Origin of the sequence: Pseudoalteromonas sp. THAF3 (assembly GCF_009363775.1) — a bacterium.
Classification (GTDB): domain Bacteria; phylum Pseudomonadota; class Gammaproteobacteria; order Enterobacterales; family Alteromonadaceae; genus Pseudoalteromonas; species Pseudoalteromonas ruthenica.
In genome coordinates this window covers 2,619,234-2,637,039 of the sequence record NZ_CP045418.1, presented here as the reverse complement: position 1 = coordinate 2,637,039, position 17,806 = coordinate 2,619,234, and the positions used below count along the sequence as shown (strand labels likewise).

The following is a 17,806-nucleotide window of genomic DNA, read 5'->3' as shown; positions in this document are numbered from 1 at the left end:
GAAAGCGATGACTTCATATTTTGAAGCGCTTAACTATACTGGCGAGTGTTTGACTGGCCTGTTCTAGTTCGTTACTCGCCTGGTTCATAACCTGTGTGCTGGAGAGCGACTCATTGGTTGAATGAGCTAAATCATTGAGCCGCTGCGACACTTCGCTAGAGGCGTCATTTTGTTGCTCAGTGGCGCGGGCGATATGAGCGTTCATTTCCCGGATAGAGTCAACCAAGCGGTTGATTTCATCCAATGCTTCGGTGGTATTCGCGGTGGACTCAACAGTATTGTCCGAGATCTGTTGGCTGTTTTGTACGGCCTGCACGGCTTTTTCCGCACCTTGTTGCAGCTGCTCAATCATAGCTTGAATTTCATCGGTGCTTTGGCCTGTGCGGCTGGCTAACGTGCGCACTTCATCAGCAACAACTGCGAACCCACGGCCTTGCTCGCCGGCTCTAGCCGCTTCTATGGCAGCATTGAGCGCCAAAAGGTTGGTTTGCTCGGAAATGCCGCGAATCACATCCAGCACACTGCCAATATTATTACTTTGGCTGGCTAACTGCTGCACCACCTCAGCGACTTGTTCAATTTGTGTGCTTAAACGAGTGATCGCATTCACTGTGTTATGAACCACTGACTTTACTTGATCTGCATAACTGTTCGCTTCGTTGCTAGCTTGCTCGGCGTTATTGGCATAATCACTGATGTCTTTCACTTGGTGACTTACCTGTTCCATTGCTGTGGCCACTTGTGCTGAGCTGTCGCTCTGCAGCTCAATATGATGTTGATTTTGCTGGGCCGTCGATTGTAGTTGCGCCACATGCTCACTCACTTTATTGGCTTGCTCATTGACCGCTTCTATGGATTGGCGCATCTTTTCGGTGTAATCATTAAAGTGCCTGGCAAGGCGAGAGACCTCGTCATTGCCGCTGCTGTCTAAACGCTGGGTTAGGTCTCCCTCACCTTGCGCTATATCTTTCATCATGTCTGCTGCGTGACGAATAGGCCCCATCACACTTTGTGCTATTAAATAGCCCATCACTAACAGCACCGCGAGAATCACAACGCCCTCGAGGATAAGAATTGTTTTGCTACGTGCAAACGTGTCCTCAATGTGATCAATATAAACGCCGGAGCCAATCACCCAGCCCCAGGGTTCAAACCCCTTCACGAACGCTATTTTATCGACAGGTTGATCTTTTCCTGGCTTTGGCCACTTGTAGGGCACAAAGCCTTCACCTTGACGCTCGACCAGCTCAGCCATTTGCACGAATAGTTTCACGCCATCGGGGTCGGCGGTGTTAGCTAATGACTTGCCTTCGAGCTGCGGCTTAAACGGGTGCATGACCATGGTCGGGCTGGTGTCATTGATCCAAAAATAATTGGAATCACCGTAGCGCAAAGCGCGAATGGCATCTTTAGCGGCAACTTTCGCTTGCTCATCCGTGAGGGCGCTCGTTTGTGCTTGTTGGTGGTAATACGCCGCGATGCTGTGTGCATTTTCTACTAGGTTGCGCGTTTTCTCATGTTGCCCATCCAGCAAAGAGCTGTATTGGTTAGTCAGTGAGGTCGCGACTAAGATGATGATACCGAGTAGGGCAAGAACGAGTAGCGCAATCAGGCGTTGATAAATACTAAGGCGACGAAGTTGCTGCATAACAAATCCTTGGAACGAGGTAATGCTATGAGTTTAGTCGATTCTAAGTGAGTGAGCCTAAAAATAAGTACGGATTTTCAGTAGATTGTAAAAGAAATCAGGCCAGCAGAAGCCGGCCTGATTGAAGCGTAGAAACTTACTCTTGAGCCATATCAAAATGGCGGTTAAAGAAGTCGGTAATGGTGTGATGCAGGTGCGTTTGTACCTTTTTACCTCGCAAGCTATGTTTCGAGCCTGGGTAGGTCATCATTTCAAACGGTAACGCCTTGTCTTGTAGCTGTTTAAACAGCTTAGTGGCGTGGGTAAAGAGCACGTTGTCATCAGCCATGCCATGATAAATCATGAGCGGGCCCTTGAGGCCATCGCTGTATGGAAAGACCGCGCTTTGTTCATAGCCCTTGGCATTAGTTTTTGGGTGGCCAAGATAGCGCTCTGTGTAATGAGTATCATACAACGACCAGTCGGTAACTGGGGCTCCAGATACACCGGCTTTGAAATAATCGCCAGCTTTAAACATCCCCATTAGCGCCATGTAACCGCCGTAGCTATGGCCATAAATACCTATGCGCTGCGGGTCTACGTAATCTAAGGTGCGTAAAAACTCGACGCCTTTAATTTGATCCTGCACCTCACTTTCACCAAGGTGTTTGTAGATCACGTCTTCAAAGCGCTTTCCGCGATTGTAGGAGCCGCGATTATCAAGCTGAAATACCACATAGCCTTGTTGCACCATGTATTGAAAGTATAGGTTTTTACTGCGCCAGCTGTTGGTAACTCGCTGCGCATGTGGGCCGCCATATACATTGACAATGACCGGATGCTTTTGCTTTTTATTCAGTTTGCGAGGCTTGAACAGGCGGTAGTGCATTACCTGACCGTCTTGTGCCTTTATGGTGCCGTACTCAGGCTCTACTAAGTCGCTGGTGTAAGGTTTGAGTGGGTGCTGTTCATCAATGGCATTTTGCTCTAACCAAGTGACAAAGTCGCCATTGGTTTTACGCAGTGCAACATAGGGAGGGCGGTTTACCGACGAGGCACGGTCAATAAAGGTCTTGCTATCCTCTGCAAGAACGACGTTATGATACTCACCCGCTGCGGTGATGCGCGTAATCTCACCAGCTTCAAATAGGGGAGTGCTATACAAATGGCTTTCCAGCGGCGTGTCTTTGCGACCGGCAAAATACACGACGCCATTTTGCTCATCAACGCCTTTTAATGACTCAACAATCCAATCCCCTTGGGTGATTTGGCGTACCAGTGTGCCATCGACCTTGTACAGGTAAAGGTGCTTGTAACCATCGCGCTCTGACGCCCAGATAAAGTGCTCTTTATCTTGCAAAAACTTCAGATCGAAGTGCAGGTTAATCCATGTATCACTGCTCTCTTTTACGGCCACGCGTTGGGTTTTTTCGGCGCTATCATAAAAGCGCAGCTCAAGCTCTTGCTGCGAGCGGTTTTGCCATTGATAAGACAGAGTGTGGTTGTCTTTGAGCCATTTTGCACGGGCAATGTAAATATCCTTGTCGGTGCCTAAATCAATCCAATCAACCTGTTTGTCATCAATACGGACAACGCCTAGCTCTATGGCCACATTGTCGGTGCCAGTATAGGGGTAGCGCTGGTTAAATAGCTTCACTTCGTCGGCATAAATCTCGTTACGAATCGCCTCTTCTACGGGGCTCTCATCGATACGGGTAAAGGCTATTTTCTGTTCATCACCGGACCACCAGTAGCCGGTCATGCGGCTCATTTCTTCCTGCGCCACAAACTCAGCCATGCCATTTTTAATGACGCCGCCGCCATCTTGAGTGAGCTGGATTTCTTTGCCACTGGCCAGTTCTAAGGCATATAAGTTCTGGTCGCGGATGAAAGAGACAAAATTGCCTTTCGGTGAGAATCGCGCGTCGGTTTCAAACGCTTCGGTATCGGTGAGCTTACGGCTTTCGCCACTGGCCAGTTGATAGTAATACAAGTCCCCATTGAGTGGGAAAAGCAACGCTTGCCCGTCTTTGGACCAGGTATACTCCAAAATTCCACGGCCAAAAATACGTTGGCGCTCACGGCGCGCTTTTTCTTCATCAGAGAGGTTTTCCGGCCCTGAGAACAATGCTTGCGAATCGACTAACATGCGGTTGCTGTTGTCTTTGAGATTGTATTCCCATAGGTCGTAGCGATTGTAGTCTTCTTTCTTTCCTTGCAAGTAGGTAACGCGGCTACCATCTGGAGAAAACTTAAGCTTTACAGGCGCTTTACCAGCTAAACTAGGGTCGTCAAAAATGCGCTCGAGCGTCAGCTCTTTAGCAGTCGCTGCGCCGCAGGCTAAGCTTGCAGCCAAGGCAACAGATAAGTATTTGGTTGTATTAGACACGGGTAAACCTTATTGTTGTAGTGATGCGTTGATGGTACTGATGCACTGTCATAAGCGCAACTTTATGCCACTAAACTTGCAGCAACAGGAGGATGCTATGTTTGCATTAGCACCAGAGTTGGAACGAGATTGTATTGAATTGGCGGATTGGCCGTTGTGTAAAGTGTTGTTAATGAATGACAGCCAGTACCCTTGGTTTATTCTGGTACCGCGCAAAAGCGGATTAAAAGAGATCATTGATTTAAGTGATCGTGACCAAATCGTGTTAGGACGTGAATCGGCGAAGCTTAGCTGTATGTTAAAAACAGTGTTCAAACCAGCAAAGTTAAATGTTGCTGCTTTAGGAAACATGGTTGAGCAGTTACACATTCATCATATTGCTCGCTTTGAGCAAGACCCCGCATGGCCCAAACCGGTGTGGGGGGTACACCCACCTAGACCTTACACTGAAGCGCAAATTCAACAGATTAAAGAGAATTTGCAGCTATAAAAAAACAGCGCCGAAAGGCGCTGTTTTTATGTCGTCTATAAATACAGGCTTAGTTTAAGCCTAATACCTTTTTGCCCTGGATGAAGTCGACATCCACAGGAATATTCGCTTTGCTGAGCTTTTCTAAATCAGCGGCCAGTTCAGGTTTAATTTCACCCATGGTAGCAACGAGTTGGTCGACCTTCTGATAGTCACCGTCACCTTGCAGGGTAAGAATTAAATTCGATAGCTTGCTCATGGCTGCAGCCATCTTATCCATATTTACCTGATATAGGCCGTTTTCATCTTTGGAGAACGCGCCTTCTTGTTTGAAAAAGTTAAAGCGGATCATATTAGCTTTACCGTGCGCGCTGGATGCGCCGAAACGCACAGAGCGGAAGATTCCAGCCATAAAGGTGACATAGTAATCTTCTAACGTACCCTCGGTAATCTCGCCTTTATTCAATAGCTGCTCAACCATATACAAGCCCAGGATATCCGCCTTACCTTCTTCCAATGCACTCGCGTGCTCTTGAAGCGACTGGCGTACGGTGCCTTTACCGGTAATGGTGTTTTTAATACCTAGGCCATGCGCCACTTCGTGGAACATGGTGTTAGCGAAAAAGGCATCGAAGGTAATATGTTTGCGCTGCTCGGGCACAATAAGCTCAGCGGCAATGGGCATGAGGATTTTGTCGAACTTAGCGCGCATGGCATTTTTAAGTTGCAGGCGGCGAGTGCCTTTTTCCAGTTGCACTTGCTCATCATTAGGCAGGTTGATAGCTATGGTTTTGCTGCCAGCATTGGAGTGGCCAGCATAGTAGATGACATCATACGCATTAAGGTCGGCGTCTGAACCAGGAACCTCTTGCTTATATTGCTCCGCCACAGGCAGACCTTTTTGTAGCTCCGGAAGGAATTGCGCAAATTTTGCTAAACGCTCACTCCAGGCCATGTCTTTGACCAAAACATAGGATTCAAAAGCCGCACGATAACCGAAAAGTTGATCTTCATAGGTTTCGATTGGGCCAATAACCACATCAATGGGGTTATTTTTCATATCCATCCAAGCAAAATCAGAGGCTTGATAGTCATCACTTAGCAAGGCATCGGCACGCATACTCAAGTAGTTAGCGAATTCTTTATTATCGGCCAGTTCGCTCGCTTGGCGCAGCAAATCTGCGGCAGCTTCCAATGCTTGGGCGTATTCTACTGAATAAGACACACTGTAAAGCTCACCATTGTCATCGCGTTTGATGATGGAATAAAGGCCTGTTTTATCTTTTACACTGCTTTGCTCTAATTCTTCTTTTGTCATATCAGCTGGGTAAAATTGAGCCCCTGCTGGTTTGTGCTCAAAGCCGCTTAAAAAAGGCTGATCGCCGTTTAAGCGATCCCAAGGACCATAGTTAATCTTGGCAAAGTGACGCACTTGTTCATCATCTAGGCTCGCTAAGAAATCTTGTTGCTCGCCACCGAAAGCCTGACGCCAAAACAGTTGGTCCATAATTTTTGAGGCATCAATCAGTTTAGCGAGCATTTTTTGCTGATTCCCGCTTAGATGTGACAAGTCGGTATTGAGCTCAAAATCGGTGTAAATGTTAAGCCGCTCGCGTTCAATATTTATCAATTCAGGGCCACTGCTTGGTTGTGCGCTCGCCGCCGTTTGTTCAGTAGTTGACTGTGGTTGCTTGGAGCAGGCGCCAAGTGCGAATACAGAGCTAATAAGCAGTGCTTGAGAAATTTTCGACAATTTACTCATGGGATCCTCTTTCGGTGTAACTCGTTATTGGACTGTAAAGTAAGACAAAAAACACAGTCCATTGAGAGAGTTTATGATTCGGTTATAGCGGGGGAGAGCCCCGTGTTGTTGGGCATTAAAGCAACTCAAGGGCTGGCTGGCAATAATGATTATGGGAACATAGGTAATTATTTTTTGTAAATAAATGGGCAATTGCGCTATCACTTTCTAAACTTTATCGGTAACTTATAGCTAATTTATAAGAAAAAACGGCTTTGCTGACATAAAGGATACTGGCGACATGTCCACAGAAAACGCTTTGCTGACCATCTTGGTTGACCGCATAAATAACGATACTTTGGTGCTGCCAACCTTGCCGGAAGTGGCACTTCGAGTGCGTAACGCTGCAGATGACCCGGATATAACCTTACATGATATGGCGGACGTGATCGCCAATGATCCCGCATTAGCAGCTCGGATGATCAAAGTTGCGAATAGCGCCTTGATGAGTCGCTCGGTGAAGGTGACGACTATAAACCAAGCCGTTACGCGCATCGGCCTAAGGCAGATAAAAAATATCGCCACAGCGATGGCGATGGAGCAGCTATTCGTCTCTCAGCATGAGCTGATCAAAGGCTATATGGATAAGGCATGGCAAAAGACAATTCGTGTTGCCTGCCATTCGATAGCGCTGGTGCAGAATTTTCGCAAGCAACAGCGTCACGACACGATTAATACCGAAACTATCACCTTGGCAGCACTGACCTACAATATTGGTATTTTGCCTATTCTCACCGAGGCTGAGAAGCACCCAGAGGTGTTTGCTAATCCGAGTTTTTTAGCTCATGCCATTCAAAAACTAGCAGGGCGCATTGGTGCTGCTATTTTAACCGCTTGGGACTTCTCTGATGAATTCGTAGAAGTTGCAAAGTGCTGGGCCGATCCTAATTATCGTCCTAAAGAGGTGGAGTTTGTCGATTTTATTCGTATGGGCGCGATCATGGAGGGCATTTTACAAGTGTCAGATAAGTCGTCCGCACTGAATGTTTATGTCGATAAAGGGATTATCCCATCTGTGGAAATATTTGCTGACGATGAGTATCAGGAAGTCGTGGGTGATATAAGAGAAATATTCAGTTAAAAAAAGGAGCCTCAGGCTCCTTTTTCAGTTATGCATTGTACTTACAGATCCTCGGCATCGCCTAATTGATTGGTCAATGCATCAAGGAGTTGTTTGATTTCTTCCGAGGCAAGAATAAAGTCTGCGTCAAGCTTTACTGCCATGTCTTCTTTAGGAATATCGGCGTTTTCTTCTTTTAACGTATCGGCATAACTGACGCGTTTAATAGAGCCATCATTTTGCAATAAGAACTTCACTCGTTCTTGATACTCCAGCGCCAGCTTAGTGACCTCTTTGCCATTATCTAAGTGGTTTTTAACCTCATCACTGGATAGGTCATGGCCTTTAAACTTCACTTGTGCCCCATTGTCATCTTGCTCTTGCAACTCGGCGTCTAAGCCAATCGCGAAGCCTTCTGGAGCGTTGAATTCCTTCAACCACGACGTTAAAAATAAGCCAAGATCATAATTTGCAAACGCTGGCACAACAGGCAATGTCCCTAGTGACTTGCGCAATAACGCAAGTAACTCTTCTGCTTTATTAAAGCTGGCACTATTGACCACAACCCAGCCATTTTCCATATCGATAAAAGCAAATTGGAGGCTAGACTTCTTAAATGCTTGCGGCAGCAAAGAATGCAAAATGTTTTCTTTTAGCTCATCTTTTTCTTTTTTGCTAACGCGGCGGTTTTCTTCAGCTTCTAAATGATCGATCTTCTCCTGCACCATCTCGTTGACGACCGCAGGGGGCAGTACTTTTTCTTCCCGCTTAGCGCACACTAAAACAGTACTTTGCGAGAAGTGACTGAGCATCTGACCATGTTTGCCAAACGGCTTGGTCCAGCCAAAGGTATGCATGTCTTGGCTGCCACAGGGGCGGAATACGTCTTGCTCTAGGGCTTTTTCAAAATCGTCTTGTTGGTAACTGATGTCTTGCTTAAAGCGATAACAGATAAGGTTGCTAAACCACATAGTTTTACTTCCGTTGAGCTGTGGGCTCGAATTAAATGTGGCGCCATCATAGCAGGAGTCACCTTACTAATTAAACATTTGCATCGGCTTTGGTAGGTCTTTTGGGATAGTAATTCGGTATTGCAAACCTTGGCCCGGCTCGCTGCTCACTTCAATCTCACCCCCCAAGGTTTGTTTCACCAAATTGAAGGTGATATGAGTGCCCAGACCGCTGCCGCCTTGGTCACGTTTGGTGGTAAAGAAGGGGTCAAACAGTTTATCTAATTGTTCGGCATCAACACCACGACCATTATCACGATAGTTGATATCCACTAGGCCATCATTTTCGCTCACATCAATAGTGATAGTGCCCTTTTCGACACCTTCAAAGCCATGAATGAGTGAGTTCATAATTAGGTTAGTGAAGATTTGGCTAATAGCACCAGCAGGTAAATTGAGCACCAAGTTATCGGGGCAGTTTACATCCACCTGGTGTTGAGTTTTCTTAATTTTTGGGTGCAGTGAGCGAATCACCTCGCCCAAGTATTCTTTAAAGTTTATGGTGCGTACCGCTTCACTGGCCTGATCGACTGCTATTTGTTTAAAGCTGGCAACTAATTCTGAGGCGCGGGCAAGATTCGAAGTGAGCAGTTCAGTACTTTGCTTCGCATCTTTAATAAACTCTTCTAGCGCTTTCGGGGAAAGTGTTTTTTCTTTATAAGCATGCTCAATGGCATCGAGACGCTCTTGTAAGAAGGAGGTTGCGGTAACACCTATTCCCACAGGCGTGTTGATATCATGAGTGATACCAGCGACTAAACCACCCAGCGCTGCCATTTTCTCCGAGCCAAGCAAGCGCTCTTGGGCCAAATTGAGCTCATCGACATAACGCTGCATCTCGCTTTGCTTGGTTAGCAACTCTTGTTCGGTATGACGGCGCAGTTCGATTTCCTCCGTTAAGTTGAGCTTTTGTTTTTCCAGCTCATACTTCTGCTGCTGCAAGTCCATCATCGCTTGGCTTAGGTTTGAGGTCTTTCTTGCTACCTCTTGTTCCAGCTGTAAGTTTTGCTGGTCTAGTTTTTCATTGCTTTTCAATAACTCTTTTTGGGTGTGCTCTAGTTTATTGCGATACTCGACTACTTTATTGATCATGTTGTTGAATGACTGCGCCATGACATTCAACTCGTTTTTTTCATTACTATCGAGGTTTATTCTTGTCCCTTCTAAGTCATCTAGCTCAAGGCTTTCAATCTGCTCGGTAAGTTGATTGAGCGGGTGAGTGAGGTGTTTACGAAAAGCCAATAAAAACAATAAGATCAAAAACGCGGTTTTGATCATGGCGTTGCCGACCAGAAGATAGATTGACACGATAATACGGCTGACAACCACATCTCGGCTGGAAAAAAGCGTGACATCACCCACTTGAGTAGCGCGCCCGGAAAACTCAAAAATTAACGGAAAGGTGTAACCAAATAATCCGGAGGGAGTATCTTCTATGATAGAAGCATCTTGCACTAATTGTTGCGAGTACAGCTCGCGAATGTCTAAAGAGCGCCCGAGTTGAGAGATCACTTCGCCGCTGTCATCACGGACAATAATTCCTTCAACCATAGGGATAGCAATTAACCCTTCGGCGATGGTAATACTTTGATCGGTATTTAACTCCCAAATTGCGCGGGTAAGGCTGCCACTAAAGGTCTTTTGCAGTGTTTGTAGTTCATCGCGTATGTAGTTTTTGGTATTCAAGTACTCAGCAAAAACTTGGCCGCAAGTGACTACAAATGTGAGTAAAAAATACACCGACAAAACACTGGTTAGGAGCTTCTTCGACAAACTATTATGCAACATACGAGTACAGAGCCCTTGTATAAACCATGAAAAAGCGATGATAAAACGTCAATTATCAGCCCTAAATTCGCCATTGGCTTCAAAAACCTAAAGCTAGCCAAGATTCTTGAAAAAATAAATAAAATAATAGCTTAAAGACTGCAGATTAACAAAAATCTGTGGCCTGCGGTGTTAAGATTTGTTTATAGCTATGGTATAACCTACTGATATAAGTTTTACCCTCAAATGGCGTAGTAATGGCTTTTCAGGTGTTAGTCTGTGACGATTCCGTAATGGCTCGAAAACAAGCGAGCAAAGCGGTTATGTCTATTTTGCCTTGCGCGGTGACGCACGCTACAGATGGTGAACATGCACTGACGCTAATGAGCGAACAACACTTTGATCTTCTCTGTTTAGACCTCACCATGCCGAAAATTGACGGTATCGGGGTATTACAACAAATGCGCACACGCAAAATAGAAACCTACGTAGTGGTTATTTCTGCCGACGTACAGTCGCAAATGAAGCAGCGCACAGCGCAACTCGGCGCCCTTGGATTCATTAATAAACCGGTAAAAACAGATGCTTTAGCGGATGTTTTGCATAAATTTGGCGTTTACTAATCTTAGTTATATCTAAAAAGCATATTTTTTCTTTTCTTTAGCTGTTGACAGAAATAGTCATTTTCGTGCAGTCTAGAACCATGAACACAAATTACGCAACACTGACCACCATTATTACCACCACCATCCTTAGCGGATAGTGGCATGGGTCGGTGCGCAGAGAAAAAAGGCCTATGCTCACTGAGCATAGGCCTTTTTTTTGGCCTATCGTCACGACCTGGTAAAAAGGTGTTATTGGGAATGAGGAAAACATGCAAGTACTAAAGTTTGGAGGCTCGTCACTGGCCGATGCCAGTTGTTTAAAGCGAGTGAGTGAGATTGTCCGCCAGGAGCTCAAAGAGCAAATGCTGCTGGTATTGTCAGCCCCCGGCGGTATGACGGATACATTGGTGGGATTAGCTGAGAGTGCGGCGACAGGTGTAGATATCCAGTCACAGTGGCAACTGTTTTATGAGCGTGCACATACCTTGAAAGACGAAGTGTGTGAGCAAAATCAGCAGCCTGCAAATTGGCCTGACTTTACGCAGTTACAACAAAAGCTAGAAGGCGTGGCTTTATTAGGCCAGTGCCCGGATTCGGTGTTCGCTTATGTCATTAGCTTTGGTGAGCGCATTAGTGTGGCCTTGATGCAGGTGCTACTCGATGATTTTCGCCCTCATTATATGAGTGCGGAACAAGTTATCCGCTCCAGCGGTGGCTACTTAAATGCTGAAGTTGATCTAGATGTATCAAAACTACAGTTTCGTGAATATTTGCACGCTAACCCCGCAAAAATATATATTATGCCTGGCTTCACCGGGGCCAATGACGATGCCCAATTGACCACGCTAGGGCGTAATGGCTCCGACTATTCTGCTGCTGTTGCAGCCGCTTGTTTAGAGGCCGATATCTGTCAAATCTGGACCGATGTTGACGGTGTGTACAGCGCTGACCCTCGCTATATCAAAGGGGCCACTAAGGTCGATTTTCTGTCTTACAAAGAAGCGATGGAACTCTCTTACTTTGGCGCTAAAGTCTTGCATCCCAAAACCATTGTGCCATGCGCAAAAGCGGGCGTGCCATGTGAGATAAAAAATACCCACAACAGTAAAGAGCCCGGCTCATTGATCAGTGATGAAGTCACTGAAAGTGAGCCGGTAAAAGCGATCTCAAGTTTACAAGATTTGGCTATGCTCACGGTGTCAGGGCCGGGCATGAAAGGTAAAGTCGGCATGGCAGCCAAAGTGTTTACTGCGCTCGCAGCCGATAATGTCTCTATTGTTCTCATCACCCAGTCCAGCTGTGAGTTCAGCATTAGCTTTTGCGTGCATCAGCAAGATTTAGCCTTGGCGCTGCATGCTCTCGAACAAGCCTTTGAACTTGAGTCAAAAGCGGGGCTTATTGAGCCTGTACAAGTGCAGCGGAATTTGGCAATTGTTACGCTAGTTGGCGATAACATGCGAGCACACAAAGGCTTAGCAGCGAAGTTCTTTGCCTCGCTGGCGCAGGCTCAAGTGAATATCGTTGCCATAGCCCAGGATTCAACAGAGAGTTCAATTTCTGCGGTTGTTGATGGTGAGTTATGCAATGATGCAGTGAAGGTTTGTCATGAAAACTTCTTTACCCATGTGCCTTCTATTGATGTTTTCCTGCTCGGCTGTGGACTTGTTGGCAGCGAGCTGCTAAGCCAAGTGCGTAGGCAACAACAATGGTTGCAACAACGTAATATCAAACTCAAAGTCCGAGGCGTGGCCAACTCCCGACAGATGCTGCTAAACAGTGACGGGATTGATCTAGAAAATTGGCAGCAGCCATTGGCGCAGACCTCACAGCAATTTGATCTAACCTTGCTGGAACAGTTCGTTAAGCAAAACCATCTGATTAACCCGGTATTAGTGGATTGCAGCTCCTCGGGTGCGCTCGCTGCTCAGTATGCCGATTTCCTTAATGCTGGTTTTCATGTGGTAGCGGCTAATAAAAAGGCCAATACCAGCTCGCAGGCTTACTATCAGCAGCTCAAACTCGCTGCGCAGCGCAACAATCGCCGCTTTTTGTATGAAACCAATGTTGGCGCCGGCTTACCCGTGCTCGATAACCTGCAGTTGTTATTCGGTGCCGGTGATGAGCTTCTGCATTTTAGCGGCATTTTATCGGGATCGTTATCTTATATGTTCGGTGTTATCGGTGATGGCTTAAGCCTGTCACAAGCAACCATCAAAGCTAAAGAAAATGGCTTTACCGAGCCAGACCCTCGTGATGACCTATCAGGGACTGATGTCGCCCGTAAACTACTTATTATCGCTAGGGAGTCTGGTTTGGCACTTGAGCTGGATGATATTGAAGTGGAGTCGGTATTGCCGCCGGGCTTCGCCGAGGGACTAAGCGTTGATGAGTTTATGGCTAAATTACCACAACTTGATTCAGATTTTGCCGATAAGGTTGCCAGCGCCCAAGCCGAAGGAAAGGTCTTGCGTTATGTTGGCGCAATTGAAGATGGTCATTGTCGTGTTGGTATTGAAGCCGTTGATAGTCGACATGCGTTATATGACATTCGTGACGGAGAAAATGCCTTAGCTATTTTGAGTCAGTATTATCAGCCCAAGCCTTACGTTATTCGCGGTTATGGCGCAGGAGCCGAAGTGACCGCAGCGGGAGTTTTCGCTGATATTTTGAAAACCTTACCACGTTAGGAGAGGGCCATGATTGAAGTTTATGCGCCGGCCTCGATTGGTAATTTTGCGGTTGGATTTGATGCGCTGGGAGCGGCTATTGCACCCATTGATGGCACTTTGTTGGGCGATGTGGTGCGAATTAGCGCCAGCGCTGAGACAGAATTTGTGTGCTCAGGGCCTTACGCCCATAAATTGCCACAACAGGCAGAGCAAAATTTAGCCTTTATGTGCATGGCGCACTTTCGTGCCACGGTCGCACCAGATATGCCGACAGCGCGTATGGAGTTAGTTAAGAATCTGCCCATTGGTTCAGGTCTGGGATCCAGCGCCTGCTCAGTGGTTGCGGCACTTGCAGCGCTGAATAAATTTGCCGGCACTGAGCTCAGTGAGGATGCACTCATTGAGCTAATGGCTGATTTTGAAGCTAAGGTCAGCGGCGCTCGTCATTATGACAATATCACGCCGTGTTTGCTTGGTGGTTTGCAGCTCACAGGGGCGCTGATACCCGGTCGTTCACTGACGATCCCCACTCCCAGTAACTGGTATCCAGTGGTCGCGTTTCCCGGTTTCACCCTTAATACCGCTCAGGCTCGAGCAGTGCTGCCGCAGCAAATGAGCTTACACCATGGTATTGAATTTGCTCAGCGTCTCAGTGCATTTTGTACGCTAATGCATCAGCAACAGCATGAGTTAGCGATGGAGCTGATGATTGATATGGTTGCTGAGCCCTATCGCAGTGAATTGATCAGCGGTTTCAGTGCCGCTAAAAAGGCGGTGCTAGAGTTAGGCGCGAAGGCGGTGAGTATTTCTGGTGCTGGGCCGACGCTTTTTGCACTATGTGACAATATCAATGATGCTAAAAACTGCCAGCAGTGGTTACAGCAGAACTATATAAATGAACAAGGCTTTAGTCATATTTGTCAGATAGATACGGCAGGTACGCGGGTTTTGAATGAGGGAAAAGAATAATGCGGTTGTATAATTTAAAAGATGATAGCCAGGTGGTGTCTTTTGTTGAGGCGGTAAAAACTGGGTTAGGGCGCAATCAAGGGGTGTTTTTTCCGCAACAGCTAACGCCACTGGATAATATGGATGCCTTATTGGAAATGGATTTTGTCTCGCGCAGCACACAAGTACTGACGCACTTGATTGGCGATGAATTGAGTCCTAATGTGGTCGCTGAAATGGTGCAGGGAGCGTTTACTTTTCCAGCACCTTTGGTTCACGTTGCCGACAACCTCCATTGTTTAGAGCTTTTTCATGGCCCTACCTTGGCATTTAAAGATTTTGGTGGGCGCTTTATGGCGCAGTGCCTTGCCCAGTTCAGTAACTCAGAAAAGGTCACTATTCTCACAGCCACCAGTGGTGACACTGGCGCTGCAGTAGCCCATGCTTTTTATGGCAAAGAGAACATCGATGTGGTGATCCTGTACCCTGAAGGCAAGATATCAGAGGCGCAGCAAAAGCTGTTTACAACCTTAGGTAATAATATTCACTGTTACAGTGTAAGAGGTTCGTTCGACGATTGTCAGGCCATGGTTAAGCAAGGGTTTTTGGATGACGAGCTCAAAACGCGTTTGCGCCTTAATTCTGCGAATTCTATCAATATTAGTCGTTTACTCGCGCAGGTATGTTATTACTTTGAAGCGGTGGCGCAGTTGCCCAAAGCGCAGCGAGACAAAGCGCACATCTCGGTGCCGAGCGGTAACTTTGGTAATGTGTGCGCAGCGATGATAGCGGCGCTGATTGGCTTACCCATTCAAAAACTCTCGGCAACAACAAATCAAAATGACACGGTGCCGCGCTTTATCGCCTCCAAGCAATGGCAGCCGCATGAGACTCAAGAGTCTCTGTCTAATGCTATGGATGTTAGTCGGCCCAATAACTGGCCTCGTGTACAAACGATGTTAGACAGTGGTCGTTTCAGCTATGACGATTTCTTTTCTCATGCTGTGGATGAGGAGCAAACCGCTTTGGCGATGCGTGAATTACAGAGCATGGGCTATCAAGCTGAGCCACATACCGCGATTGCTTATGAAGGGTTAAAAGCGGATTTAGCACCTGAGCATCAGGGGATTTTCCTAGCTACGGCCCACCCGGCTAAGTTTCAAGCCAGCGTGGAGAAGATTTTAAATGTTGAATTAGCGATGCCAAAGGCGCTTAGCGATGCCTTAGCTAAACCTTGCCTTGCTGAGCCGATGAGTGCAGATTATCAACAATTACGGCAAGCGCTGCTGGCGAAATTAGGTTAATTTGGTAAGCTAGCAATATTGATAACAAACGGCCTTTAGGGCCGTTTTTTTAATGGAACCGAGCAGCATGACATCTTGGTCTGATTTATTAGCAGAGCAGAAACAGCAGCCTTACTTTCAACAAACCTTGGATTATGTGCACCAACGCCGAGAGCAGGGCGTAGCTGTGTATCCGCCTCAAGAACAGGTATTTGAGGCATTTCGCGCCACCGCGTTTGAAGATGTGAAAGTGGTGATACTGGGTCAAGACCCATACCATGGTCCAAATCAAGCGCATGGCTTATGCTTTTCGGTGTTACCTGGGGTAAAACCGCCGCCGTCATTGGCGAATATGTATAAGGAATTGGCGCAAGATATCGCTGGATTCAGCATCCCTCAACATGGATATTTACAGTCTTGGGCACACCAAGGGGTGTTGCTGCTCAATACCGTATTGACCGTTGAACAAGGGCAAGCACACTCGCATAAGCACCTCGGCTGGGAGCGTTTTACTGACGTGGTCATCGAACAGCTTAACCAACATGGCAAGGGCATTGTGTTTTTGCTTTGGGGCGCACACGCTCAGAAGAAGGGCAAGCACATCGACACGCAAAAGCACCATGTGCTTAAGGCACCTCATCCGTCGCCGCTGTCAGCACATCGCGGTTTTTTTGGCTGTGGTCACTTTTCCAAAGCCAATGAAATCCTTACCAACCAAGGTCAAGCTGCCATTGATTGGACCCTAGCCGAGCAAATATAACGCAATAAAAAAGAGGGCATCTAGGCCCTCTTTTTTATGTTGGTATCAAAAATCTAACTCTTCTAAACCAATGTCATCGCTGAACAAGTCTAGTTCTTGCAGTTCTTTGCGCAGACGTTGCTTATCTTTTAGTGCTTCGATTTCGCGCCATTTACGTTTTTTATTTCGACCGGATGTCTTTTTGGTCTCTGGACCTTCTATTATTTTTATTAGTTCATTCAGACTATCCATGACACTCTCCTGTATAACTAACGCAATCAATCTATACCACAGTTGGTATAAAAATAAAACGAAAATGTTTAACCAAGGTTACAGAAAAGTGATGATTCTATTACGAGCGGAAAGGGCAGAGAAATGGCGGCCTTGTGGGCCGCCGAATGGTGTTAGAGTTGTTTAAAACGAGCCTCTAAATCTTGCTGAGCTTTAGCAAAAGCACGAATTCCCTCGGCGAGCTTTTCAGTCGCCATCGCGTCTTCGTTATGTAACCAGCGGAATTCACTCTCTGTGAGTGCTTCAGGCTTAGGTTGTACATCGTTTGCACCGCTTAACAAGTAATCTGTATTAGCCGGCAACTCAGCTAATTCCTCGAGCAATGCAGGGCTTATGGTGAGGCGATCACAGCCCGTTAAGGCAAGAATTTCACCGGTGTTACGGAAGCTGGCACCCATGACGATAGTGTCGTAGCCGTGGCCTTTGTAAAAGTCATAAATACTGCGCACCGATTGCACGCCTGGGTCTTGCAATGGATCGTTAGGCTTCTCCATCCCGTTAGCAACATGCCAATCGAGAATACGGCCCACAAAAGGTGAAATAAGGTAAACATTGGCATCGGCGCATGCACGGGCTTGGGCGTCACTGAATAACAGCGTAAGGTTGCAGCGAATGCCTTCTTTCTCAAGTTGCTCGGCAGCTTTGATCCCTTCCCATGTCGATGCAATTTTAATTAAAATCTTGTCACGGCTTACGCCTTCTAAATCATACAGCGCGAGTAACTGTTTGGCTTTGGCGATGGTTGCTTGGGTGTCAAATGATAAACGCGCGTCCACTTCGGTGGAGATGTAACCAGGCACAATATCAGCGATTTCTTTACCGATTAATACCGCAAAATAGTCACAGGCTAATTCGAGTTGCTGCTGCGCATCGGTGCCTTGCTCTTTGGCATACTGCCATGCTTTATCTAGATAGGGCTTGTATGCGTCTATCTCACTCGCTTTAAGCAGCAAGGAGGGGTTAGTCGTTGCATCTTGAGGTTGATGTTTACGAATCGCTTCAATATCACCGGTGTCGGCTACAATGGTTGAATGTGCTTTCAACTGTTGCAGTGCTGTAGTCATGTGCTTTCCTCATTCCAAGCATAAAATCTGCTGAGCTTGCCTGTTGCTTGAAAACGCCAGACAAACATACATAGGTTATTTCGT

The 17,806-nt window shown here is 46.6% G+C and carries 14 protein-coding genes; 7 read left to right on the top strand and 7 right to left on the bottom strand.

Translation table 11 applies throughout. The features are described from left to right. Positions 1-13: 13 nt before the first annotated feature. Complete coding sequence (locus FIU82_RS12245) at positions 14-1,648, bottom strand: methyl-accepting chemotaxis protein (protein WP_152441174.1); 1,635 nt, start codon at positions 1,646-1,648, stop codon at positions 14-16. 136 nt (positions 1,649-1,784) lie between these two features. Then, positions 1,785-3,983 (bottom strand): S9 family peptidase, encoded by a 2,199-nt coding sequence (locus FIU82_RS12240; RefSeq protein ID WP_253946365.1) that lies wholly within the window; start codon positions 3,981-3,983, stop codon positions 1,785-1,787. A gap of 130 nt (positions 3,984-4,113) precedes the next feature. Here FIU82_RS12240 and FIU82_RS12235 point away from each other — a divergent pair, with 130 nt between their 5' ends. Then, the gene (locus tag FIU82_RS12235; RefSeq protein ID WP_040642941.1) at positions 4,114-4,506 is read left to right on the top strand and encodes an HIT domain-containing protein; all 393 of its coding nucleotides are present in this window, start codon (positions 4,114-4,116) and stop codon (positions 4,504-4,506) included. A gap of 49 nt (positions 4,507-4,555) precedes the next feature. On the opposite strand, the gene FIU82_RS12230 is transcribed toward FIU82_RS12235, so the two are convergent. Beyond that, on the bottom strand, positions 4,556-6,247 hold the full coding sequence (locus FIU82_RS12230; RefSeq protein ID WP_152441172.1) for a Zn-dependent hydrolase: 1,692 nt from the start codon (positions 6,245-6,247) through the stop codon (positions 4,556-4,558). A 280-nt stretch (positions 6,248-6,527) separates the two neighbouring features. Between FIU82_RS12230 and FIU82_RS12225 the strand changes: the two genes are divergently transcribed. After that, positions 6,528-7,367, top strand: a complete 840-nt coding sequence (locus FIU82_RS12225; protein WP_045979301.1) for an HDOD domain-containing protein — start codon at positions 6,528-6,530, stop codon at positions 7,365-7,367. Positions 7,368-7,408: 41 nt separating this feature from the next. Here the strand turns inward: FIU82_RS12225 and rdgC are convergent, their stop codons facing one another. Further along, positions 7,409-8,317: a recombination-associated protein RdgC gene (rdgC, locus tag FIU82_RS12220; protein WP_152441171.1), complete on the bottom strand. Its 909-nt coding sequence runs from the start codon at positions 8,315-8,317 to the stop codon at positions 7,409-7,411. Positions 8,318-8,383: 66 nt separating this feature from the next. Beyond that, entirely contained in the window at positions 8,384-10,144 is a 1,761-nt protein-coding gene (locus FIU82_RS12215) for a HAMP domain-containing sensor histidine kinase (RefSeq protein WP_045979303.1), read from the bottom strand. Between the two features lie 236 nt (positions 10,145-10,380). Between FIU82_RS12215 and FIU82_RS12210 the strand changes: the two genes are divergently transcribed. The 5 genes from FIU82_RS12210 (at position 10,381) to ung (ending at position 16,388) form a co-directional block, all read left to right on the top strand. Then, the gene (locus FIU82_RS12210; protein WP_138547096.1) at positions 10,381-10,746 is read left to right on the top strand and encodes a response regulator; all 366 of its coding nucleotides are present in this window, start codon (positions 10,381-10,383) and stop codon (positions 10,744-10,746) included. A gap of 251 nt (positions 10,747-10,997) precedes the next feature. After that, complete coding sequence (gene thrA, locus FIU82_RS12205; RefSeq protein WP_152441170.1) at positions 10,998-13,415, top strand: bifunctional aspartate kinase/homoserine dehydrogenase I; 2,418 nt, start codon at positions 10,998-11,000, stop codon at positions 13,413-13,415. A gap of 9 nt (positions 13,416-13,424) precedes the next feature. Beyond that, the gene (gene thrB / locus FIU82_RS12200) at positions 13,425-14,366 is read left to right on the top strand and encodes a homoserine kinase (protein ID WP_152441169.1); all 942 of its coding nucleotides are present in this window, start codon (positions 13,425-13,427) and stop codon (positions 14,364-14,366) included. Then, the gene (thrC, locus tag FIU82_RS12195; protein WP_152441168.1) at positions 14,366-15,649 is read left to right on the top strand and encodes a threonine synthase; all 1,284 of its coding nucleotides are present in this window, start codon (positions 14,366-14,368) and stop codon (positions 15,647-15,649) included. The genes thrB and thrC overlap by 1 nt, the downstream gene beginning before the upstream one ends. A gap of 67 nt (positions 15,650-15,716) precedes the next feature. Further along, the gene (ung, locus tag FIU82_RS12190) at positions 15,717-16,388 is read left to right on the top strand and encodes a uracil-DNA glycosylase (RefSeq protein WP_138587690.1); all 672 of its coding nucleotides are present in this window, start codon (positions 15,717-15,719) and stop codon (positions 16,386-16,388) included. A 45-nt stretch (positions 16,389-16,433) separates the two neighbouring features. On the opposite strand, the gene FIU82_RS12185 is transcribed toward ung, so the two are convergent. Together FIU82_RS12185 and tal are read right to left on the bottom strand one after the other, a co-directional pair. Next, positions 16,434-16,619 (bottom strand): DUF3545 family protein, encoded by a 186-nt coding sequence (locus FIU82_RS12185; protein ID WP_022943433.1) that lies wholly within the window; start codon positions 16,617-16,619, stop codon positions 16,434-16,436. A gap of 152 nt (positions 16,620-16,771) precedes the next feature. After that, positions 16,772-17,722: a transaldolase gene (gene tal, locus FIU82_RS12180; RefSeq protein ID WP_152441167.1), complete on the bottom strand. Its 951-nt coding sequence runs from the start codon at positions 17,720-17,722 to the stop codon at positions 16,772-16,774. Positions 17,723-17,806 lie beyond the last annotated feature (84 nt).